25 protein-coding genes are annotated in these 21502 nt (G+C 38.2%); all 25 read right to left on the bottom strand.

Translation table 11 applies throughout. From position 1 onward, the window contains the following. Positions 1 to 57 precede the first annotated feature (57 nt). Positions 58 to 429 carry an RteC domain-containing protein gene (locus FT986_RS07815; protein ID WP_255505934.1) on the bottom strand — a complete coding sequence of 124 codons (372 nt, stop codon included), beginning with the start codon at positions 427 to 429 and terminating at the stop codon, positions 58 to 60. A 60-nt stretch (positions 430 to 489) separates the two neighbouring features. Further along, positions 490 to 1704, bottom strand: a complete 1215-nt coding sequence (locus FT986_RS07810; RefSeq protein ID WP_008991329.1) for an MFS transporter — start codon at positions 1702 to 1704, stop codon at positions 490 to 492. Continuing rightward, a complete protein-coding gene (locus FT986_RS07805; RefSeq protein WP_008991330.1) occupies positions 1705 to 3807 on the bottom strand; it encodes a copper-translocating P-type ATPase in 2103 nt (700 codons plus the stop codon). Between the two features lie 18 nt (positions 3808 to 3825). Continuing rightward, on the bottom strand, positions 3826 to 4119 hold the full coding sequence (locus FT986_RS07800) for a hypothetical protein (protein WP_008616393.1): 294 nt from the start codon (positions 4117 to 4119) through the stop codon (positions 3826 to 3828). A 6-nt stretch (positions 4120 to 4125) separates the two neighbouring features. Beyond that, the gene (locus FT986_RS07795) at positions 4126 to 4770 is read right to left on the bottom strand and encodes a hypothetical protein (protein ID WP_008616394.1); all 645 of its coding nucleotides are present in this window, start codon (positions 4768 to 4770) and stop codon (positions 4126 to 4128) included. Beyond that, complete coding sequence (locus FT986_RS07790; protein ID WP_147864596.1) at positions 4767 to 5660, bottom strand: ribose-phosphate pyrophosphokinase; 894 nt, start codon at positions 5658 to 5660, stop codon at positions 4767 to 4769. Before FT986_RS07790 ends, FT986_RS07795 begins: the two co-directional genes overlap by 4 nt. A 10-nt stretch (positions 5661 to 5670) precedes the next feature. Beyond that, entirely contained in the window at positions 5671 to 7173 is a 1503-nt protein-coding gene (locus FT986_RS07785) for a thymidine phosphorylase family protein (protein ID WP_008616398.1), read from the bottom strand. A gap of 28 nt (positions 7174 to 7201) precedes the next feature. Beyond that, entirely contained in the window at positions 7202 to 8578 is a 1377-nt protein-coding gene (locus FT986_RS07780; RefSeq protein ID WP_008616400.1) for an MBL fold metallo-hydrolase RNA specificity domain-containing protein, read from the bottom strand. Between the two features lie 15 nt (positions 8579 to 8593). Beyond that, a complete protein-coding gene (locus FT986_RS07775) occupies positions 8594 to 8848 on the bottom strand; it encodes a hypothetical protein (protein ID WP_008616402.1) in 255 nt (84 codons plus the stop codon). A 36-nt stretch (positions 8849 to 8884) separates the two neighbouring features. After that, a complete protein-coding gene (locus FT986_RS07770) occupies positions 8885 to 9727 on the bottom strand; it encodes a restriction endonuclease (RefSeq protein ID WP_008616403.1) in 843 nt (280 codons plus the stop codon). Positions 9728 to 9729: 2 nt separating this feature from the next. Continuing rightward, positions 9730 to 10560: a universal stress protein gene (locus FT986_RS07765; RefSeq protein WP_147864595.1), complete on the bottom strand. Its 831-nt coding sequence runs from the start codon at positions 10558 to 10560 to the stop codon at positions 9730 to 9732. Positions 10561 to 10578: 18 nt separating this feature from the next. Beyond that, positions 10579 to 11574 (bottom strand): 2-hydroxyacid dehydrogenase, encoded by a 996-nt coding sequence (locus tag FT986_RS07760; protein WP_147864594.1) that lies wholly within the window; start codon positions 11572 to 11574, stop codon positions 10579 to 10581. A 3-nt stretch (positions 11575 to 11577) separates the two neighbouring features. After that, positions 11578 to 12549, bottom strand: coding sequence for an ATP-dependent 6-phosphofructokinase (locus FT986_RS07755; RefSeq protein WP_085767724.1), 972 nt, complete (start codon positions 12547 to 12549; stop codon positions 11578 to 11580). A gap of 2 nt (positions 12550 to 12551) precedes the next feature. Beyond that, a complete protein-coding gene (locus FT986_RS07750; RefSeq protein WP_085767725.1) occupies positions 12552 to 13892 on the bottom strand; it encodes a dicarboxylate/amino acid:cation symporter in 1341 nt (446 codons plus the stop codon). 8 nt (positions 13893 to 13900) lie between these two features. Next, positions 13901 to 14962, bottom strand: a complete 1062-nt coding sequence (locus FT986_RS07745) for a class I fructose-bisphosphate aldolase (protein WP_147864593.1) — start codon at positions 14960 to 14962, stop codon at positions 13901 to 13903. A gap of 11 nt (positions 14963 to 14973) precedes the next feature. Continuing rightward, positions 14974 to 15987, bottom strand: a complete 1014-nt coding sequence (locus tag FT986_RS07740) for a type II glyceraldehyde-3-phosphate dehydrogenase (RefSeq protein ID WP_008616413.1) — start codon at positions 15985 to 15987, stop codon at positions 14974 to 14976. A 19-nt stretch (positions 15988 to 16006) separates the two neighbouring features. Continuing rightward, positions 16007 to 17353: an APC family permease gene (locus FT986_RS07735; protein WP_008616415.1), complete on the bottom strand. Its 1347-nt coding sequence runs from the start codon at positions 17351 to 17353 to the stop codon at positions 16007 to 16009. Between the two features lie 7 nt (positions 17354 to 17360). Next, complete coding sequence (locus FT986_RS07730) at positions 17361 to 18716, bottom strand: NAD(P)/FAD-dependent oxidoreductase (RefSeq protein WP_147864592.1); 1356 nt, start codon at positions 18714 to 18716, stop codon at positions 17361 to 17363. After that, positions 18713 to 19174 carry a universal stress protein gene (locus FT986_RS07725; RefSeq protein ID WP_147864591.1) on the bottom strand — a complete coding sequence of 154 codons (462 nt, stop codon included), beginning with the start codon at positions 19172 to 19174 and terminating at the stop codon, positions 18713 to 18715. Before FT986_RS07725 ends, FT986_RS07730 begins: the two co-directional genes overlap by 4 nt. A 12-nt stretch (positions 19175 to 19186) precedes the next feature. Next, complete coding sequence (locus FT986_RS07720) at positions 19187 to 19810, bottom strand: lycopene cyclase domain-containing protein (RefSeq protein ID WP_255505933.1); 624 nt, start codon at positions 19808 to 19810, stop codon at positions 19187 to 19189. Between the two features lie 105 nt (positions 19811 to 19915). Beyond that, complete coding sequence (locus FT986_RS07715) at positions 19916 to 20194, bottom strand: DUF5676 family membrane protein (RefSeq protein WP_008616426.1); 279 nt, start codon at positions 20192 to 20194, stop codon at positions 19916 to 19918. A 17-nt stretch (positions 20195 to 20211) separates the two neighbouring features. After that, positions 20212 to 20430 carry an SHOCT domain-containing protein gene (locus FT986_RS07710; RefSeq protein ID WP_008616427.1) on the bottom strand — a complete coding sequence of 73 codons (219 nt, stop codon included), beginning with the start codon at positions 20428 to 20430 and terminating at the stop codon, positions 20212 to 20214. 22 nt (positions 20431 to 20452) lie between these two features. After that, a complete protein-coding gene (locus FT986_RS07705; RefSeq protein WP_008991346.1) occupies positions 20453 to 20668 on the bottom strand; it encodes a heavy-metal-associated domain-containing protein in 216 nt (71 codons plus the stop codon). A 10-nt stretch (positions 20669 to 20678) separates the two neighbouring features. Further along, entirely contained in the window at positions 20679 to 20948 is a 270-nt protein-coding gene (locus tag FT986_RS07700; RefSeq protein ID WP_008616429.1) for a hypothetical protein, read from the bottom strand. 24 nt (positions 20949 to 20972) lie between these two features. Next, entirely contained in the window at positions 20973 to 21452 is a 480-nt protein-coding gene (locus FT986_RS07695; protein ID WP_008616430.1) for a hypothetical protein, read from the bottom strand. Between the last annotated feature and the right edge of the window lie 50 nt (positions 21453 to 21502).

Raw genomic sequence — 21502 nt, 5'->3', positions numbered from 1 at the left:
GAATATAAAGCAAATCAAAATATCAAAGAACAACTTAACTTATTTAATAACAGCGATTTATAAACGCATCAGTACTATTATAAAATCTATATTTCGCCGATTGCTTTCTTGTAGTTTATTTATTTCTGAATCGATAAATTCCTGTTGAGATTTTATGGTGCCAGCAGGTCTGTTTATTAAAAAATTGTAGAGTTTGGCATAAAATTTCAATCTGCTATAAACATAAGGCTTATGTTTTTTAAAGAATATGATTTCATTTTGTTTGTCTTGAAATTCATTTTCTCTTACACAAACTCGCAATTGCTGTAAGTATTGTCTTGAAATGGAAATACCTTGTTCAACATTATTGAAATCGTTAAGATTAGATTCCTCAACTGCTTTTATTTCTTCTTTGTAATTATCTAAAATTTTATGAATCAGCTTATGCAAAATATTTGGGGCTTTAGATTTGGGTTAATTATCAATAAATATGGTTATGTGCTTATTTTCTTATGGTGGATTTTTGAAAAAGAATAAAAAACCAATAACAGCCAAGACAATGCTGCCAGCAATTATAAAAGGGTAGTAAAAACCACCTGCGAGTAACCAAGTCCCTAAAACAGGCCCTAGAATTTGACCAACGCTATTAGTAGAGCTCTGAATAGAAATGTTCCTGCCAGTATTTTGCTTTGATATTAATGAGACCGCAGAAAGTAAATTTGGGGTTACCATAGCACCTCCAGCAGCGAAAACAACGATTAACACATATACCAAGTATTCATTCTTAAAAAAGGGAAAGACAATTAAGGATAATCCAGATATAAACAACCCTAATGCAATTTGTTTCTTTGTGGATAAAAACTTCTCTCCGTAAGTAGCGAACAAAGGTTGTAAAACAGCCATTATTGAACCACATAGCATAAAACCAATACCTATTTGGTTACTGTTAAATCCTAATTCATCTTTCCCATATATTGAAAAGACAGTTTCAAACAGCGTTACTACAAATTGGATGACAAACGACAGACCCAGTAATACGACAAAATATTTGGTAAATGTGAATCGCAAGCTCGCTTTTTGTGTTGTGAACGTATGTACGCGAGTGGTGTTTTTTAACCATTTTGCTACTACAAATAAGACTATAAGTCCTAGAAGAGCGGCAAACAAAAAGGGTACTGAAAATCGGTCTAAATGCAGCAGACCTATCGTATATTTTAAATGAAGGTCAGTTTGAGACAGAAAGCCACCAATGACAGGGCCAAAAATAACACCAGAGCTAATGGCAACACCCGACCAACCCATTATTTTTGTTCTTCGTTTTTCAGAAGTAATGTCGCTCAAATATGCGTTGCTAACTGGAATAACTGATGACGTGAAAATACCACCAAAGATGCGAGCAACATATAGCATCGTCAATGATGTAGCAAGACCGGTAAGTAATTGCATAATTACAAAGCCGATTAGCCCAACAATGATAATGGGTTTACGGCCGTATTTATCGGATAGCCTGCCCCAGAGTACAACGAAAAGAAGCTGGAAGAGCGGATAAATACTGGTCAAAAAACCAATATGAAAGTTAATCGAATCAGTATCTAGGTTATCTCCTAAAGCTAATCTTTCGGTATAGTAGGGAAGGGTTGGCAATAAAATACCATAGCCCAACATCACTACAAATAAACTCAACAGGATTAAAAATATCCTGTTGAGTTTTTCTTTTTTGTCCATTTATTTTTTACCGATTTTTCGCTTTAATAATTGCGCATTGATAGCCACTATAATCGTACTTAAACTCATAAGTACAGCTCCAACGGCTGGGCCCAAAACAAAACCGGTAGAATAAAGCACTCCAGCAGCTAACGGAATGGCTATAACGTTGTATCCCGTTGCCCAAACAAGGTTCTGGATCATTTTATTGTATGTAGCCTTACCGAACAAAATCAAGTTAGCAATATCTTGTGGGTTGCTGTTTACCAAAATAATATCCGCGGTTTCAGCGGCTACGTCTGTGCCAGAACCTACTGCAATACCTACATTGGCTTGAGCCAGAGCCGGTGCATCGTTCACTCCGTCTCCTGTCATTGCCACAAACTCTCCCTTACTTTCCAATTCTTTTACTATTTCCACTTTTTGATGTGGCAAAACTTCGGCGTAGTATCCATCCAAGCCGAGTTTATCGCTAACAGCTTTGGCAGTTCTTTCATTATCACCGGTAGCCATTAAAACTTTTATATTATTCTTTTTGAAAATTTTGATGGCATCGGCAGATTCCGGTCTAATTTCGTCCGCCAATGCTATGTATCCTGCCAGTTTTCCATCAATCAAGACAAAAACAACAGTTTCTGCGGCATCGCTATAGGCATCCTCTGGAATAGTTATTTTTTCATCCCTTAAATATCCGGGACTTACAACTTTTATTTCTTTCCCTTCTACGTTCGCCTCGACTCCTTTACCGGTAATTGCGTTAAAGTTTTCAGGGTTCGGAATAATAACTTCATCTTCTTTTACTTTTTTAATTATTCCAACCGCAATAGGGTGTTCAGAACTCTGTTCCAATGCACTTGAAAGCCTCAAAATTTCTTTAGGTGGATATTTCTGATTGACCGACTCAACCCTTGTTACACCAAAATCACCTTTGGTCAATGTTCCAGTCTTGTCGAATAATAATGCCGTTATTTTTCGGGATTCTTCAAAAGCTGTTCTATTTCTAATCAATAATCCATTCTGTGCAGAAACCGCAGTAGAAATAGCGACCACTAATGGAATGGCAAGACCTAAAGCGTGCGGACACGCAATAATCATTACCGTTACCATACGCTCCAAAGCATACACAAAAGGGAAGCCTAAAATTAGCCAAACCGCCAATGTGCCAAATCCAATACCTAATGCGATATAGGTAAGCCATTTTGCAGCTCTATCCGAGAGGTTTTGCATTTTTGATTTGGACTTTTGTGCTTCTTCAACCATTGTGATCACCTTGTTGAGATAACTGTCCTTTCCTGTATGCTCAACCTTTACCTTTATGCTGCCATTACCGTTTACCGAACCTCCAATAACCTTATCATCTATTTCTTTCTTAACTGGTTTGGACTCCCCAGTAAGCATAGATTCATTCAGGTAGCTGGTGCCTTCTGTTATAATACCATCAGCAGGCACCTTTTCACCTGGTTTTACTAATATGACATCATCTTTTAACAAATCTTCCAACGGAATATCTTCTATGGTATCACCCTTTACCCTATGGGCTTCTGCGGGCATCATACTTACCAAAAGCTGTAAGGCCTTTGATGCTCCCAAGACGCTTTTCATCTCTATCCAATGTCCTACCAACATAATAGCGATAAGGGTAGCCAGTTCCCAGAAAAAATCAACTCCTTCTAAGCCGAACACGGTTGCCGAACTATAAACGTAAGCCACGGTAATGGCCATAGAAATAAGGGTCATCATCCCTGGTGCACCTTTTTTAACTTCGGACCAAAATCCGGTAATAAATGGCCAGCCGCCATAGAAATACACTACAGAAGAAAGGCCAAATAATATATATTGGTTTCCGGGAAGCAGGAACTCATACCCAATAAACCCTTGGATCATCGGGGAGATGATGAGGATGGGAATGGTCAAGATTAAGGTTACCCAAAACCGTTTCCTGAAATCGGCAATCATCATTTTATGATGGTCGTGGCCCATTTGACCGTGACCCGGATTGTGACCCGAATGGTCCCCACCTTTGTGGTTCATTTTAGAATGGTCTTCTTTTTTGTGTTTCATCTTCGAATGGTCCATTTTAGAATGGTCCATTTCATCGTGATTGTGGTGTTCGTGATTTTCCATTATTGTCTTGTTTAAGTGTTATCGTAATTTTTTTCTCATAGCTTCCGAAATGTTTTCGGCATAGACGCCATAGGCATCTACCAAAAGTCCTTTAATCCCATTTTTTGATGAAATAGCATAAAGCACACTATTATCGTCGGTACTGCTCATACCCTCAAAACGATGCATCTCGTCAACATTAAAATCTTCTGGGTGTATTTCAATTTTTAGTGAGGCACACTCCAAACATTCTGGTTTTAGGTTAAAATCATATGTATAGCCATTTCCCTGTAAATCGTTTATGGCTTCAGAAAGTGTATCGTAATTTTTCATCTGTCTTTATTTATAGTTTATTGTAAAATAGCTGTTATCTGCTTCTGAAAATTTCTGAAAAGTCAATAATCCTTTTTCATTTAATTTTTCAATAACAGTATAATTGAATTGCTTGATGCGAATACCCCAGGCATAGGCCTTAATATTTATTTTTGATTTAATAGTGTTTTTGCCAGCTTCTAATTTTCGATCGTAAATTTTTATGATGCTTTTTGAACCGAAAAAATTCAACAAGCCCGAGTCAAAACTCATTTCCAATTCAATATTTTTCAGATTATCCAAATTGTATAGTTCTTTAAATTTCTTTGAAGTGGTGTTGATTTCTGTTTTCTTTGATTTTGGATTGGAAAACGGGAAAGCCATTACCACTACACTTGCTTCATCAGGCTTGCAACGATAGGTTGTGGTGTATTTATCGGTCAATTTTTTGTCTTTATCAAACAATTCCGTAACTACCTCAATTTCATAGTATCCATTTTTCTTTATTGTTTCACTGGCTTTGAAAGTTTGTTTATTTAAAAAAGAACCATTTTCATCAAAGTTTTCCCGAATAACAACTCTGCCTGAAATCTGCCCAATGAGCATTTCAGTTTGTCCAGTCATTGTGATGCTGAATAAAGTGATTAGTACTATAAAGCCTTGTTTTCTCATATATGGTGCATTAATTTTTTTACCTCTTTTGCCATAATATCACTTAAATCTATTCCATTTGAAGAGTGTGGGATGGTATTACAAGTCACTATTTTTTCTACTCCGGAATCCAATAAATCTTGATAGGCGTTTCTTGAAAAAACGGCGTGAATGCCTACACAAATAGGTGGTTTCATTCCTGCTTTTTTAAGATGTTGTACGGTTTCAATCATTGTTCGGGCTGTGGAAATAATATCATCTACCAAAATGGGTGTAGCATCTTTATATATATCCACATCGGGAACAGAGACTTCTACATCACGGTCACCGTGACGCACCTTTTGTAATACCGTAAATGGTGCTCCTGCATTTTTGGCGACTTCTGATACCCATTGTTCACTTTCAGAATCAGGTCCGATAAGTACCGGGTTTTCGATATTTTCTTTAATCCATTCTGAAATTGCGTCGGCAGCGTGAATCACTTTATTTGGAATTTGATACACTTCTCCCAACGAACTAATTCTGTGCAAGTGAGGGTCAACTGTGGTAATGCTATCGGCGAAACCAGAAATCAATTTTCCGAAGAAACCGGAAGTCACTCCTTCTCCTTCATTAAATACTTTGTCCTGCCGCATATACGCCAAATAGGGTGCTACCAAACAGGTACACATAGCTCCTAATGATTTGGCTGTGTGGCTTAAAAAATATAGTGACAACAGTTTTTCGTCCGGTTCGTGCAAGGTGCATACCAGTACCACACATTTATCTTTAACATCAGACAATATGCGCGTGTATGATTCCCCGTCAGGGAATTTCCTTAATGTGGCTTGACCCACTTCAGCATCCATTTTTGTAGCCATTAGTTCTGTGAGTTCTTCATTTCCGGGAAGACTGAATAATATTGTTTTCATAGTATGTTCTTTAATTTATAGTTATGATGTCGTTATGGTTGTTTTCATATTCCAAGGCATAATTAAGTTCACCTTTGGATTCAGCATATATGGTATAAAGCAGTTGGTTCTCTTCGATTTGTTCTCCCAAATGCACATTTAGAAGAATCCCTGCCGATTTAGATTGTGGTGCTCCAGAAAGCTTGGCCAGTTTTGCAATTTTACGGTTATCAATTCGTTGCAAAACGCCTGACTTTTCAGCTTTAATTTCAATTTTATAAGGTGCTAAAACTGGTTTTGAAAATTGACCTTGCGCCTTACAAATGGCTACGAATTTTTCATATGCTTTTCCAGATTTGAGAATTTTATGTGCGGTTTCCTGTCCCTTTCCTTTTTCTACTTTTCCAGAAAGTTCTAATAGTTCAGTAGCTAAAAGCAATGCTCTTTCTGTTAAGTCTTTAGGTGCATCTTCCTCATTTTTCAAAACTTTTAATATATCTATGGCTTCTAAAGTTGGACCGATACCCCTTCCAACAGGCTGCGTGCCATCCGTAACTACAACTTTTACATTCAACCCAACAGCAGTTCCAACGGTTTCCATATGATTTTTTAGTTTTTCTGCCATTTCGGTACTGCGAACCTTGGCGGTTTCTCCCACGGGAATATCAATGACCACGTGAGTAGAACCAGCTGCTGCCTTTTTAGAGAGTACTGAAGCGATGAGCTGACCTTCGCTATCAATATCCAAGGCTTTTTCAATTTTAATGAGCACATCATCGGCAGGACTTAACTGCGCTGTACCGCCCCAAACAAAACATCCGCCTTCTTTTTCTACTACGGTCTTTATTTCCTCGGAAGAGAGCGTAACATTGGTCAGTACTTCCATTGTATCTGCTGTGCCTGCTGGCGAAGTGATTGCCCGTGAGGATGTTTTTGGCATAGTAAGCCCATACGCGGCAACAATGGCAACTACCAATGGTGTTGTCCTATTGCCAGGCAATCCGCCAATACAATGTTTGTCGACCACGATATCCTTGTTCCAGTTCAGTTGCTTTCCGGAAGCAATCATTGCTTTCGTTAGGTCGGATATTTCATCAATATCCATTCGGTCGCCAGCACAGGCAGTAATAAATGCCGAAAGGTGGATGTTGGAATAATCGCCTTCCACGATATCGGTTATGATGTTGTTATAGGCCTTATAATCCAGTTTTTTGTTATAGATTTTTGCCCTGACGTGGCTTAAGGATTCAATAGGCTCTAAATGGGAAACATATAATGTATCGTTTGGGGAAACATTGAGTTTTTTCGCAGCAGCATCTGATAGTCCGATTTCATTAGGCAACAGAATATCAGAATTCAGGACATTAAGACTTGCTACGATTGATGTATTTGCATTGGATATTCTTATTCGGGTAAGTGCCTCAAACCCTTCTGAAATACAGACGTGGCAATCTTCGCGCATATACACTACATTTTCGTTTTGGGTATAGATTCCGAGATGTTTATATTTTAATATGTTTGAGTGTGTGTCCATATTTTATTGGTTGTTGTGATTTTTCGATTTATTCTATTTCTTCGATGGTGTATAATTGCGGAATTTCTGCATCCCACCCATAGGTTTCCTTGATGCCTTTTTGCAATGCTTCTGCACTCTCTTTTTCACCGTGTACAATGAAAATACGTTCGGGTTTGTTTTTTATCTTATCCATCCAGTCCATAAGTTCTGCGTGGTCTGCGTGTGCCGAAAGCCCTTCAATTTCTACTACTTGCATTTTAAACGGCACCCATTTTCCATATACTTTTAGTTCTTTTTCACCTTCCAATAATTTTCTGCCACGAGTGCCTTCAGCTTGATATCCTACAAAAAGTAAGGTGTTATTTGGATTTTGTGCCTGTGTTTCAAGATAGTTTAGCATTCTTCCCCCTGTGAGCATTCCGCTTCCTGCAATCACGATTTTTGGTTTGTAATCTGTTCTTAATTCCATTGTTTCACGATAACTGCTAACAACTGTAAAGTGTGAGCACATTTCGTCACATTCGTTGTCTTCCAATCTGTGCCAATCCCGAGTTCTATGAAACAGTTCCAATACGTTGGCACCCATTGGACTATCCATAATCATTTGTACTTTGGGGATTTTGTTCTCCTTGAGTAACCTCCAAAAAATAAGCATCATCAATTGGGCGCGTTCTACCGAAAAACTTGGGACAAATAAGCTGCCACCTCTATTAATGGTTTCATTGACCAATTTTTCAATTTGTGGAAGTGCTTCTACTTCATCACGATGAAATCTTCCTCCGTAGGTGGATTCAATAAATAATACATCTGCCTTTTTTGGCTTTAATGGCGGAAACAGTAATAAATCGTTTGTTCTGCCTATATCGCCAGAAAACACGAAACGTTTTCCGCGTAAATCTAACTCAATGTATGTGGCACCAAGGATGTGTCCGTTGTATTGAAACCTCGCTTTCACATCTTTGAGAATGGGTAACCATTGCGAGGGTGGTACTCCTTTGAAGTAAGGGATTGTTTTTTCTACATCATTTAAATCGTAAAGTGGTTCCGCGGGACTGTGTTTGGAATAGCCCTCTTTATTGGCACGTTCGGCTTCCTGTTCTTGTATTTTGGCACTATCATTCAATATGATTTTTGCGATGTCCAAGGTGGGATTGGTGCCGTAAATGGGCCCTTTGAAACCTTGCTTTACCAATCTCGGCAAATATCCTGTATGGTCCATATGGCCGTGGGTAAGCAAAACAGCGTCAATATCAGCAACATTAACGGGTGGATACTCCCAGTTTTTAAGGCGTAATTCTTTTAACCCTTGAAAAAGTCCGCAGTCTATGAGTATCTTTTTATCTCCTGTGTCCACTAAATATTTTGAGCCGGTTACCGTACCTGCTGCACCTAAAAAGTGAATATTTATTTTATTGTTATCCATCTTTATAGTATTTATTTAGAGTCCACCACAGCAAGAAGGTGTATTTCCTTTATCTTGTTTTGATTTGCTCAATTCCACTATTTCTTTATATAGATTACGAGAATCCTCTTTAATAAAAAGAGCCAATTTCTTTACTGATTTAGGTTCAAAGTGAACCATTTCCAATAATATCTCAAGGGCTTCTTCAAGTAGTTTAGAGTCATCTTCCAATGCTTGGTAAAATGGCTCTAAATCTATACTGTCCTTTTCTTTCAGTTCATCTGTTTTCATTTGTTCTATTTTTAAATTAAAAATGTATGTAGTGCTTTATTGAATTCTACATAGTTCTCTTGAATCTTCGAGAATCTTTTTGTGCCTTGACTTTGGCACTCCTACTTGTTCTAAAACTTTTGGGTTTTCGTGAAGCTCTTTGCAGAGCACAAGACCTTTATCCAATAATTTCGTTTTTTCGGCCTTAGTAAGCGTTGTTATTGCTGTTAATGGATGTAGCCCCGACTTATCTATTCTGTCTTTTAACCCGTTATCCATTGGGTAATCCCAACTTGTCAATAATAGCCCAACGCATTTACCATATTGTACCGCATCACTTGTAAATCGTGTATTTGTATAGACGCCTCCTTTGTGAAGTTTAGTATCGTGACCTTTTTGGCGTTCCCAATTTTTTTCTACATCTAAAAATCTTGAATTGATGTATAATGGAATCTTCACGTTGCAAACTCGGCCTTGATCGCTATGGTATTTGCATTCAATCATATAATGATTATTGTCTTTTTGCGCTATCACATCTATTTCGTGTTGAACACAATTACCTTGGACAATAACATCAACTTCTGTATCAAAACCTTCGTGTGCCAATAGTTTGCCTACTAATTTTTCAAATGGAAAACCGGTTGGACCTAGTTCCATTAAAGCTTTTTTGAGCTTGTACTTTGAGGCACTTACCCTAGATTTTCGTTTTAGCATCTTGAAAGCCAACTGATAGATTTTTTTGGTTGTCATTCCTTCTTCAATCTGCTCTTGTACTTTCCGGGCTATATCTTGAATAATATCCTCATCTGCCCGTGAACGCCGCAGGGAGTTGATGAGTTTGTTTACATCAAAGGCTTCGTACTCACCAGAGTATTTTTTTATTAAGACTGATTTATTCATTGTTACATTTTAATAGTCATTACTGGTAATTCGGAGTGATTGGTTACACCCTCTGCGATGCTTTTAGAGAATAAGCTTAAAAAGCCTGTACGTCCGTGAGTACACATTGCGATTAAATCGGCATTTTTATATCGTAAATAATTGTTTATCCCTGTTTCTACGTCTGGTTCGTTATATACATTCATTGAGAAGTTATCCAAATCGGGGAATTTTTTCAGGAACTCCTTGATGGGATCCAACCCTTGTTCTATACTGTTAAAATCGGTCTGAGTATTGACCCTCAATAAATGGATATGTGCGCCGCATTTTTCAGCAATCGAAATAACTTGCTTAAATGCATCGCTTACATCTTGAAGAAAATCTGAAACAAAAACGATATCCTTAAAAGGAAAGGATACTTCTTCATCCTTGACTACAACAACTGGTACATCAGCTTTCCTAACAATTTTTTCTACGTTGCTTCCCATTAACTCACGTATACCGCCTCGGGTGCCACTACTTCCCGTAACTATAAAATCGTGATGAAAATGACCCGAATGTTTAAGGATATTTGCCTGACCACCATCAAATTTAAGAAAAGTCCTGCATTCAAGGCCTTGTCGTTCTGCTTTTTTCTCCAGTTCTCTCAGGTAGGCTTTTGCGATGCCTATTTGCTTTACTGTTTCTGGGTGCTGTTTTTCTTTTTGTTTATCCAACTTTACCCATTCTACCGGGGTTTTCATCAAATGGAAAAAATGGATTTCGGAATTGTAAAGCTTTGCCATTTCAATTCCGAGTTCTTCTGCTTTATTGCAATTTTTTGAAAAGTCTGTTGGTACGAGTATGTTTTTCATAATATTTGTTTTTAACTATTAATTAATGCTAATTTCATTTCCAGAAGGTTTTTGTTTTTCAAAACAATCCAGATTATATATGGTTGTTTCTGCAATATTGGTCAATGCGGTTTTGGTTAAAAAAGCTTGATGGCTTGTAATTAGTACATTGTTGAAAGTCATTAAGCGTGCAATCACATCGTCTTGCAAAATGTCATCGGAATGGTCTTCAAAGAACAATCCTTCTTCTTCCTCATAAACATCCAGTCCTAAATACCCTATTTTTTTAGTTTTCAATCCTTCGATAACTGCCTTGGTGTCCACCAACCCACCACGACTTGTATTGATGAGCATTACTCCAGATTTCATTAGTGCTATATGCTCTTTATTTATTAAATGTTTTGTTGAAGCTTTTAATGGCACGTGCAGGCTTATTATATCTGCGTGCTTACAGAGCGTCGCACAATCTGAATAGATTACGCCATATTTATCAATTAGGTCTTTGCTTTCTTCTATATCCTGGGCAAGAATATTGCAGCCGAATCCGTGAAGTATTTTTACGAGTACAGACCCTATTTTTCCTGTTCCAATCACGCCAACGGTTTTCCCATTTAGGTCAAAACCAGTGAGACCGTTTAATGAAAAGTTTTGTTCGCGCACTCTATTGTGGGCTTTAATCAGTCTTCGGTTTAATGCAAGTATCAAAGTCATTGTATGTTCTGCAATGGCATAAGGTGAATAGGCTGGGACACGGGCCACTTTTATATTCAATTCAGCTGCTTTTTCTAAATCGACGTGATTGAAACCTGCCGAACGTAATGCGATAAATTTTATGCCTAGTTTGTGTAAAATATCCAAAACTTCCGAAGAGGCATCGTCACTTGAGAAAAGTGCTATGGCCTTTGAACCTTCTGCCAATAAGGCGGTTTCCTTTGTTAGCCTAAATTCCAGAAAATTCAATTGATGTTTTCCTTTATTAGCGTTTTCAATGGAAGGCTTATCGAATTTATGTGTGCTGTATATTGTTGTTTTCATAATTTATGTTCCAAATAGTTCTAAAAGTTCGTGCAATTCTTTATTGACCTGATGTTGCTTGACCACCTCATTAAAAGGGGTTAAGTGCAATTGATTGTTTAAAATCCCGATCATTACATTCTTTTTACTTTGTAAAAGCGATTTTACGGCTTCCACCCCAAGCCTTATGCCCAACATTCTATCCAAAGCAGAAGGATTTCCACCTCGCTGTATGTGGCCAAGCTTTGTTATGCGTAAATCGACATTGGGATTGACTTCCTTTATTTTTGAAGAAACAAGTTCGGCACCAATTTCGTCACCTTCAGAAACTACGATTAGAAAAGCATCCTCGCTATCGTAATTTTTCACCTTACCCAAAAGGTTAATAAAGTCCGTACCGCTCTCCGGAATTAATATGGCGTCCGCACCAACCATCAATCCAGAATGAATACCGATGTAACCCGAATCCCTTCCCATTACTTCAACAATGAACACACGGTTATGGGATTCGGCAGTATCCCTTATTTTATCAATATTTTCAATGGCTGTGTTAACTGCAGAATCAAAACCAAGGGTGTAATCCGTACCCGAAATATCGTTATCAATAGTTCCGGGAATCCCTATGAATGGGATATCGCATATCTCTGAAAAAGCAAGTAATCCTTTAAATGTACCATCACCACCAATGGCAATTAAAGCGTCTATTTTGTTTACATTTAGAGTTTGCAAGGCTTTTTTTCGACCTTCCAGTTCGAGAAAACGTTTGCTTCGGGCTGTCTTAAGGATAGTGCCACCCTTTTGGGTCAGTTTTTGTAATTCGTGTGATTTTAATTGAACCAAGTCACCGTCTATCAATCCTTCATATCCTTTTCGAAAGCCGCTTACGTTTATACCATTTACTTCAGCCGTTTTTGTAATGGCGTACAAGGCTGCATTCATCCCTGGACTATCACCTCCAGAGGTAAATACACCTATATGTTTTATAGTACTATCCATAGTTATAAAGCTTCTTTTTTAAGAATTTCAATGTTTTTTATACCATACAACCTATTAAAAACCATACAAGCTGTAAGGTCACCCGTTACGTTTACAGCAGTCCTGAACATTCCCAACAATCTTTCTACACCAATAATAATGATGATGCCTTCGGCTGGGATACCAACACTTCCCAAAACAGAAGCGAGTATCACCACACCACCTCCGGGAATGGCAGGTGTGCCGATTGAAGCAGCAACGATAGTTACAATGACCACAATAATATTGAGTAAACTCATTTCCAGTCCATAGGCTTGGGCTATAAAAAGGGTTGTTATCGTTTGATAAAGTGCAGTACCATCCATATTGACGGTTGCGCCAATGGGAATGATAAAATTGCTAATGGTCTTGTCCACCTTTAATTTTTCTTCGGCTGTTTGAAGGGAAAGTGGCATCACGGCCGCAGAGCTTGTGGTTGAAAAGGCCAATAATTGAACGTCCCTTATTTTTTTTAAGAAATGCATAGGGTTTGCTTTTCCAAGAAGCACAATTAGCCCTAAATAGAAAATTACTAAGAATAACAGACCGAGCAAGACGACACCCACATAGTAGGTGAGGCCAGATAGAGAACTCAAACCAACACTAGAGGTAAGCTGTGCCATAAGTCCGAAAACAGCAATAGGGACTAATAACATAGACCATTTTACCACCGTCATACAGACTTCCTGAATGGCACTTAGAAGCAGCTTTACTGGGCGCAGTAAATCATTTTCAAGAGATAGCACAGCTACACCAATAATGATTGTGAAAATCACAATACTTAACATTTCACCACTTACCATAGATGCCAATGGATTTTCAGGAAGCAGGTTTGAGATGGCATCAGGAATCGTTTCAACTCCGAAGGAAAGCTCGGGTTCATCAGTTGAAACTGCCGTAATTTCATTATGCTCTTTTAGTGCTTGTTGATGAAGAAAACGACCCGGTCTAAAAATTTGGGATAGTATCGTACCAATGCTAACCGAAACTATTGTTGTGCCCAAAAAATATAGTAAAACACCACCACCTAATTTTTTTAAACTGTCCTTATCATTACTTGCGATTCCTGTGATGATGGAAGCCACAATCAACGGAATCATAATCATTTGAACCAGTTTCAGAAATAGTACACCGGGCAATGCCAGCCAATTCCCCGCGATATCTGCTGTTTCTTTAGAAATCCATCCATTTTGTGGACTCAATAACAGACCAAATCCAACACCTAACAACAAAGCAATGATTACTTTAAGCCATAGACGGCTTTCTACCAGTTTAAGGAGGTAGTGGTTAAGTGATTTTAATGATTTTATCTCTGTGTCAAACATTCTGTTGATTATGCTATACTAATTTTATCGTCCAAATAAACTTCCTGAACAGATTGTAATACTTTCACGCCTTCGCTAAAGGGCTTTTGAAATGCTTTTCTTCCCATTATCAGCCCAGAGCCACCAGCCCTTTTATTGATGACGGCAGTTGTTACAGCTTCGGACAAATCTGATTTGCCTTTGGAACCACCACCTGAATTAATCAGCCCTATTTTACCCATATAGCAATTGGCTACTTGCAACCTGCAAAGGTCAATAGGGTGGTCTGTGGTAAGGGTTTTATACATTTCATCATCATATTTTCCAAATCCTATCTCTTTGAAACCAAAATTATTGGTTGGTAATTTTTGTTTGATGATATCTGCCTGTATCGTTACTCCAATATGATTGGCTTGTCCGGTTACATCGGCCGATGCGTGATAATCTTCTTTATCGGTTTTAAAAGCTTCATTTCGTGTATAGCACCATAAAATGGTAGCCATACCAAGATTATGAGCTTCTTCAAAAGCCTCTGCTATTTCTTTGAGTTGTCTGTTACTTTCCGCTGAACCAAAATAAATCGTAGCTCCTACGGCAATTGCTCCCATATCCCAAGCGGTTTTTACCTTACCAAAGAGTGTTTGGTCATATTTGTTCGGGTAGGTAAGCAGTTCATTGTGGTTAATCTTAACGATAAAAGGGATTTTATGGGCATATTTTCGGGCATTCAAACCCAAAACCCCAAACGTGGAAGCCACCCCATTACAACCGGCCTCAAGGGCGAGTTTTATAATGTTCTCTGGGTCGAAATAATCTGGGTTTTTATAGAATGAAAAGGCCGCGCTATGCTCAATACCTTGGTCCACAGGAAGGATACTTAAATAGCCTGTACCTCCCAGATTTCCGTTGTTGTACAATTGTGAAAGACTTCGAAGCACCTGCGGATTTCTGTTGCTACTGCCAAATACTTTTTCTAAACTATTTTTGCTTGGCACTTGCAATTCATCCTTTGTTATTTTTTCACAAACGTGTTCTAAATAAAAGTCTGCTTTTTCTCCTAAAAGTTCTACTATATTCTTGTCTGTTTTCATTTTGATAGTATTTAATGGATTCCTAAACTTTCATTTGTTTTGGCTATGGATTTTGTACCATCTGTTTCAATTCCAGTTAAAGCCCTAATAGCATCAATTGTTTCCGGGATTACAATAGCTTGGTTATCGACCACGTAGGCATAAAAGAGTTCGTCTCCCTGTACCTTCAGCATATCTTCCCATAGTGCTACTTCGTACATATCGCCCCAAGGCCTTCCCATATCCAAGAACATTTCCTTAATGGTATTGTTAGAAACCAGACCTTGGTCATATTGAATCAATTTAATACGGCTGGACGTTTTGAAAGCATTTAGCACTTCTTGCTTTGTCGCCTGTTTTTTCAATTTCACATTCCAATAGTGCAGATGGCTTAAGGTTTGCGGTACTTTTACTGCTGCGGTGATGACATCCAGTTCTGGGTCAACACTTTTAGCATCCGGACCTTGATGGCTTGGGATATCTTTTTCGGGAACCATCGTATTCATAATACCACCCAAATGACTTTCCCAAGGGTCTGTAGCTCTTCTTAAAAGTGTACCTCTGGCATAATCCAATAAATCGGCTCTTTTTAAAGCGGTCAAGGTTCTTAAAATAGACGTAGTATTACAGGAAACTACTCTTGTCGCATTCAAGTTTAGAGCTGATTTGTAATTATTTTCTGCACTAAAGGAATGCCCTGTGGTTTCGTGTTTTTCGCCACCGTGTAGAATAAATTTGATGTTTTGCTCCTTGTAGATAACGACATTCTGAGCGGCAATTTTTTTGGGTGTACAGTCCACAACAAGATCTGATTTCTTTAAAAGTTCCTGCATATCGCCTTTTACCGAAATCCCTTCAGATTTCATTTTATCAGCAGCATCTTTAGTTGCTGCATAAATGTCGTATTCCTTTCTTACGGCATTTTGAATTCGCCAGTCGCTAATGATATCACATACTCCCGAAAGCTTCATATCGTTTTGTAAGTTGATGGCATCTGCCACCCTTTTTCCAATGACTCCGTATCCTATAACTGCTATATTTTTCATATAAATTGATTTTTATTAATTATGTTTTATTGTTCGTAGTTTCCATTCCCATTGGCATATTACCTTCATCGTCTGTGTGTGAAATCATAAAAAGGCGTTCTGCAACAAGTATTAGAACAATCCCAATCGCTGCTACGATAAGCACCAAAGGATCGTTCAGATATTTTATATAAAGAAAAGCTGCCAATACCGCAATGTCCAATACGATGGCTATTAATGGGATGATAGGCTGAAAAACCACTTTGTTTTTAAGGTGACGGAACAGCCCCCAATGGATAGCGATATCCATAATAAGGTAAAAAATAGCCCCAATGGATGCTATCCTTGTCAAATCGAAAAGCACGGTCAGTAAAATGGCGAGGGAAGACGTGAATATTAGTGCTGGATTTTTTAAGCTACCAAGTTTGGTTAAAGAAGGCACCTGTTTCATATTGCTGAGCATTGCCAACAAGCGTGAAGAGGAAAAGATACTGGCAATGACCCCAGAAACCGTGGCAATAATGGCAATGCCAATGGTAATCCAGGAACCCCATTCCCCAAAAACAGGTTTTGCGGCGGCTGCAAGGGCATAATCTTTAGCTTCGATTATTTCAGGAATGCTTAAACCTCCCGCAACAGCTAATGCCAAGGCTACATATATCAGTGTGCAGATAAGTATGGAAAACACGATAGACCTACCAAGATTTTTATGCGGGTTTTTAATATCGGCCCCTTGGTTCGTGATAGTGGTAAAGCCTTTATAAGCAAGGATAGATAACGCCAAAGCGGCCACAAATCCGAAGCCTTGTGGTAATGTCTCAGTATTTTTGGGAATATAGTTTCCCGTAATATCGGCAAAACCTGAAATTGCAAGGCCGGCAATAGCTAAAATTGCTATTCCCACTACCTTTATAATAGCGGTAAATGTCGCGGTGGCACCAATAACCTTATTGCCCAGGATGTTCACTATATAAGCAACAACAATTAGCCCAACACCCAGGGTAGAGGCATAACCTGCATAGGACTCGGGAAATAGTCTCAACGTATATGCTCCAAAAGTGCCCGCCACCAGACTTTCGGAAACTACCATTGATACGTACATCAGCAAAGAATAAAACCCTGTTGTTGTTCCAGGTCCATAGGATTTGTTAAGGAATTTAACCACACCTCCAGACGATGGAAAAGCATTTGAAAACTTGACATAGGAATATGAGCTAAAACCCACCACAACAGCACCTGCAATAAATGCAATGGGAAATAGATCACCCACCAACTCTGCTATTTGCCCCATAAGGACAAATATGCCAGCACCAATCATTACGCCTGTACCAAGAGATATGGAACCTAATAAGGAAAGCTTATTATTTTTATCTGTGGTGTTTTTCATTTCAAAATTATTTTTCCCTGTTTTTAATCGAAGATTTCGGTTTAAAGTTTCTAATAATCAGGCGGTTGCTCTTTTCATAAGTGAAATAACTTACCGCCCAATTAAAACCAACCATCAATCTATTTCTAAATCCACTTATGGACATCAAGTGAACAACGGACCACAGCAACCAGGCGAAATAGCCTGCAAATTTAAATTTGCCCAAATCGGCAACTGCCTTGCGTTTTCCTACAGTGGCCAAGGAGCCTTTGTCTTTATATTCGAAAGGTTGTGTGGGTTTATTATTTATGAGGTTTAATATAGAATTACCCAGATATTTTCCTTGTTGAATTGCTGCCTGCGCCACCTGTGGATGCCCTTTGGGTCTTTCTTCAGAAATAAGCGCAGCTATATCGCCTATGGCAAAAATGTTTTCGTAGCCTTCTACTTTTAAATTAGCATCGGTTTTAATCCGGTTGCCCCTGACTATGTGTTTTTCATCAATACCATTTGGGAATTGTCCTTTTACGCCAGCCGTCCAGATAAGATTTTTAGCCAAAATGGTCTTACCACTTTTGGTAGTGACTTCGTTGCCGTCATAATTGCTTACAGCTTCATTTAATAATACCTTTACATTCAAATCCTCTAAATATTTGAGGGTTTTCGATGATGCCTTGTCTGACATTGTGCCTAACAACTCATCAATGGCTTCTATTAGATAAATATTCATAATGGAAGAAGGGTACTCTGGGTAATCTTTGGGAAGGATGTATTTGCAAAACTCTGCCAAAGCTCCTGCCATTTCTACGCCTGCTGGACCACCACCTACTATTACAAAATTTGTCAGCGCGTCGCGTTCTTTATCATCACAAGTAATAGCTGCCTGTTCCAAATTTTGCAACATCATATGACGGATGTTGAGGGAATCGCGAATATCCTTCATCCCCAAACTATTTTCGGCCACAGAATCCATCCCAAAGAAATTGGTGGTCGTGCCAGTAGCCAACACTAAATAGTCATAAGAAACACTTCCCTTATTGGTCAATATAGTATTTGAATCAGGTTGAATTTCCTCAACTTCAGCCAAACGAAAGAAAACATTTTTATAGCCATTGATTTGTTTTCTGAATGGAAATACAATACTGTCAGGCTCCAGGGCACTCGTTGCCACTTGATATAATAAAGGCTGAAACTGATGGAAGTTATTTTTATCGAGTAAAACCACTTGAACTTCTTTGTGTTTCAGTTTCTCAACCAATGCCAAACCTGCAAATCCTCCACCAACGATAACCACACGAGGTAATTTAGTATCGGGAAGACATATCTCATCTGTTATCTTACAGGTGGATTCCAACGGAATGCTATGTGTTTGCTTTTCTTTCATTTTTTATTTCTATCTCTTGCAATGAGTACTGAACATTTGGCATTTGTGGTCAAATATTGGGATACAGAGCCCAATACTAAGCGTGAAAGTGCACCGTGACCCTGAGAGCCTACTACGATTAAATCTGCACCCCAATCTTCTGCTTTTTCATAAATAGTACTTTTGGGCAGGCCACTAACAACACTTGTGGTTATGGAAAGTGCCTTGTTTTCGGCCTTGATTTTATCGAAAGCTTCTGAAACGATTTTGTTTCCCAATTTTTGAGCGTTACTTCTAATTTCTTCTATGTAATTTCCTATCCTGCCGCCCATAGTATGCAATCCCAGGCCGGTTGTTTTCGGAACTTCATAAACATTTATAATATGAATTTCACTATTTGAGGATAAAGTCATTTTCTTAAGTTCGTGAATGGCTACTTTACTGAAATCTGAACCATCTATGGCCAATAATATTTTCATAATTTGAATGTTTTAGTTGGTTGACATTTCTTTCGATTTTATAAGTTTTCTCCAATACAAGTGTTCATATAATCCAGACCAATACATACCAAAGGTGAAAGCGAACAGTAACTCTTCAATTGGGATTCCCAAAACAAGAATATGGGTCAGGTTGTCCAGATTCCAGTACAGCTCCACATATTGCGGATAAAACGGAAGGATGCTTCCGAAATAAATGAAGTACAGTATGGTAAACAAGATTCCTCCAACCCATATCTTTCCTTTTAAATCTGGGCGACAGTACAATGTTGCCAAACCACCAAAAAACATTGCAATGATGCCACAATAGATGTGGTTAAGCGTGGTGAAAAGACTAAATATGACAAATACAATGGCTGGAACAAAAAGTAAATAAATATGTAGCTTATGTCTTTGGTGGCTCCGTTCGGTATGAGGCATATCTATATAGCCTTTTTTGAATATCAGATTATACAATACCGTCCCTATTCCGCCAATAGCAAAAGAGAAGATAAGGCTCTCAATATCAAAACCTGTTCTTTCCGCTAAATGGAATAGGGAAGGTGGAAACCAATATTCTGGAACAAACAAGGGTTCTGTTAGGCCAAAGGGCATAGTGATAAGGCTCATTTTGAGCATTTCTTTTCTATACCCCTTTTTTGACAAATAGATTATTGCCCAAAGAGCAAGAATTATAAGAGACCATATGAACCAGACATATTGCATAAATTTTATTTTACTCTCTTATTTTTTGACTTTTATTTGCGCATTATAAAAAGCCGCAATACAGGCACCTATTAGCCATCCTAAAATGAATATCTGTACTATTCCCAAACCAGCTTCCCATAGTGGCACATCCATCCTGATAATGCTTGTGGTATCTAAACCGTGCAATAGGCTGTTGAAAAAATCGATAGTGGCTTCTCGACCTGCTGTTGACATAACTATCATACAGCCTAAGTAAATTAGTGCCCCCGTAAGACCGAAAGCAAATCCGAGTTTTTTTACGTTTAATCGATACATAATTTTAAAGTTTTGAGTTAGTTGTCTGATTTTAATATCTTTTTTGATTCCTCAAATTCTTCCTTGGATATTTCGCCTTTTGCAAAGCGGTTTTTAAGAATATCCAGTGGGCTGTCCTTCTTTGTTTTTTGATAAGGGATATCTGCTGGGATAAAGAATATCCAAGCCAATAAAATAATCCATATAATCCACCATATTAGGTGCATACCTCCAAAATGTCCTTCGTAAAAATGCATAATTTTTGGTTTTAAGTTGTTGTTAATTTAATTCTGTAATTGTATAACCATTGAGCCCATCAAGTTGCTTTTGTAATTCGGCAACAGAAAGTGCTTCATTCATCGTGATAAGTGCAGCACCTTTTGGTGCCAAAAAGATCTCTGCTTTTTCTATATTGGGATGTTCTTCTAAAGTCTTTTTTACTCTTGATACACATCCACCGCAGCTGATTCCGCTTATTTGAAATTTTTGTTTCATCATTTAGTATTTAATGGTGATGATGCCCTTTGTGTTCATCTTTTGGTTCTGTTTTTGAAACATCTTTACCGTGTTCGTTTTCTCTTTGTCTATTCTGTGAATGATTGTGCCCACCGTGGCGATGTGAACCGTGAGGCATAAATAAGTGACAAGCAAACATAAAGAGGATGAAGATGAATAGAGACGAACTGCTTCCTATACCTAATGATGGTGCAAAAAAGATAAACAGTAATGGTAATCCACAACCGATGACCATCCATATCCAGTGATTATTTTTCATTGTTGTTTATTTTAAAAGTTAAAATTAATGATGCTCGGTATGCTCACCTTTGGTTGGACTATCCATATCGTCCATCTTGTCCATACCCTGCATATCCATTCCTTTTTCGCCCATCATCTTTGAGCAGGATTCCATACAGTCTTCGCTCATCATCCCTTTTTCGTGCATCATTTTCATCATAGTGCCCATCATTTTGCCGTCATTCATCATTCCGTCCATCATTGAGTGCATCATTGTACTGTCTTTCATCATCATTTGCATTCCTTCTCCTTGCATCATTGAGCTCATCATTTTTTTGTTGCCCTGCATCATTTGCATTGCGTGTTGGTTGTCGTGCATACTTTCCATAAATTCGGTCATATAGTCGTGATTTTTGGAAATGGCATTAAAAACTTCTGTGCGAGTTTCAGGGTTTTCCATTAGTGCCTGAGTGTTTGTTTCTTGTTTGCAACTGTTTAAGCTTAAAAGCCCAACTGCCGATAAAACAATTAGTAGTGTTTTCATAATTTATTTTTTGAGTTAAACATTTATTTTAATTTTTATAAACCCATTCC

The organism is Mesonia sp. K4-1, from assembly GCF_008017825.1.
Lineage (GTDB): Bacteria > Bacteroidota > Bacteroidia > Flavobacteriales > Flavobacteriaceae > Mesonia.
Note: the sequence above shows the minus strand (reverse complement) of the source record. Positions and strands in the feature narration are given on the sequence as shown.

Excerpts from the sequence above, each read along its gene's own strand:
- FT986_RS07725 (WP_147864591.1), bottom strand. The coding sequence starts at position 19,174 with ATGAAAATATTATTGGCCATAGATGGTTCAGATTTCAGTAAAGTAGCC.
- FT986_RS07720 (WP_255505933.1), bottom strand. The coding sequence starts at position 19,810 with ATGCTCAAAATGAGCCTTATCACTATGCCCTTTGGCCTAACAGAACCC.
- FT986_RS07740 (WP_008616413.1), bottom strand. The coding sequence starts at position 15,987 with ATGAAAAATATAGCAGTTATAGGATACGGAGTCATTGGAAAAAGGGTG.
- FT986_RS07700 (WP_008616429.1), bottom strand. The coding sequence starts at position 20,948 with ATGAAAAATAATCACTGGATATGGATGGTCATCGGTTGTGGATTACCA.
- FT986_RS07710 (WP_008616427.1), bottom strand. The coding sequence starts at position 20,430 with ATGCATTTTTACGAAGGACATTTTGGAGGTATGCACCTAATATGGTGG.
- FT986_RS07800 (WP_008616393.1), bottom strand. The coding sequence starts at position 4,119 with ATGAAAAATTACGATACACTTTCTGAAGCCATAAACGATTTACAGGGA.
- FT986_RS07790 (WP_147864596.1), bottom strand. The coding sequence starts at position 5,660 with ATGAAAACAATATTATTCAGTCTTCCCGGAAATGAAGAACTCACAGAA.
- FT986_RS07810 (WP_008991329.1), bottom strand. The coding sequence starts at position 1,704 with ATGGACAAAAAAGAAAAACTCAACAGGATATTTTTAATCCTGTTGAGT.
- FT986_RS07805 (WP_008991330.1), bottom strand. The coding sequence starts at position 3,807 with ATGGAAAATCACGAACACCACAATCACGATGAAATGGACCATTCTAAA.
- FT986_RS07695 (WP_008616430.1), bottom strand. The coding sequence starts at position 21,452 with ATGAAAACACTACTAATTGTTTTATCGGCAGTTGGGCTTTTAAGCTTA.
- FT986_RS07705 (WP_008991346.1), bottom strand. The coding sequence starts at position 20,668 with ATGAAACAAAAATTTCAAATAAGCGGAATCAGCTGCGGTGGATGTGTA.
- FT986_RS07735 (WP_008616415.1), bottom strand. The coding sequence starts at position 17,353 with ATGAAAAACACCACAGATAAAAATAATAAGCTTTCCTTATTAGGTTCC.
- FT986_RS07795 (WP_008616394.1), bottom strand. The coding sequence starts at position 4,770 with ATGAGAAAACAAGGCTTTATAGTACTAATCACTTTATTCAGCATCACA.
- FT986_RS07765 (WP_147864595.1), bottom strand. The coding sequence starts at position 10,560 with ATGAAAAACATACTCGTACCAACAGACTTTTCAAAAAATTGCAATAAA.
- FT986_RS07780 (WP_008616400.1), bottom strand. The coding sequence starts at position 8,578 with ATGGATAACAATAAAATAAATATTCACTTTTTAGGTGCAGCAGGTACG.
- FT986_RS07755 (WP_085767724.1), bottom strand. The coding sequence starts at position 12,549 with ATGGATAGTACTATAAAACATATAGGTGTATTTACCTCTGGAGGTGAT.
- FT986_RS07730 (WP_147864592.1), bottom strand. The coding sequence starts at position 18,716 with ATGAAAGAAAAGCAAACACATAGCATTCCGTTGGAATCCACCTGTAAG.
- FT986_RS07750 (WP_085767725.1), bottom strand. The coding sequence starts at position 13,892 with ATGTTTGACACAGAGATAAAATCATTAAAATCACTTAACCACTACCTC.
- FT986_RS07775 (WP_008616402.1), bottom strand. The coding sequence starts at position 8,848 with ATGAAAACAGATGAACTGAAAGAAAAGGACAGTATAGATTTAGAGCCA.
- FT986_RS07745 (WP_147864593.1), bottom strand. The coding sequence starts at position 14,962 with ATGAAAACAGACAAGAATATAGTAGAACTTTTAGGAGAAAAAGCAGAC.
- FT986_RS07760 (WP_147864594.1), bottom strand. The coding sequence starts at position 11,574 with ATGAAAACAACAATATACAGCACACATAAATTCGATAAGCCTTCCATT.
- FT986_RS07785 (WP_008616398.1), bottom strand. The coding sequence starts at position 7,173 with ATGGACACACACTCAAACATATTAAAATATAAACATCTCGGAATCTAT.
- FT986_RS07770 (WP_008616403.1), bottom strand. The coding sequence starts at position 9,727 with ATGAATAAATCAGTCTTAATAAAAAAATACTCTGGTGAGTACGAAGCC.
- FT986_RS07715 (WP_008616426.1), bottom strand. The coding sequence starts at position 20,194 with ATGTATCGATTAAACGTAAAAAAACTCGGATTTGCTTTCGGTCTTACG.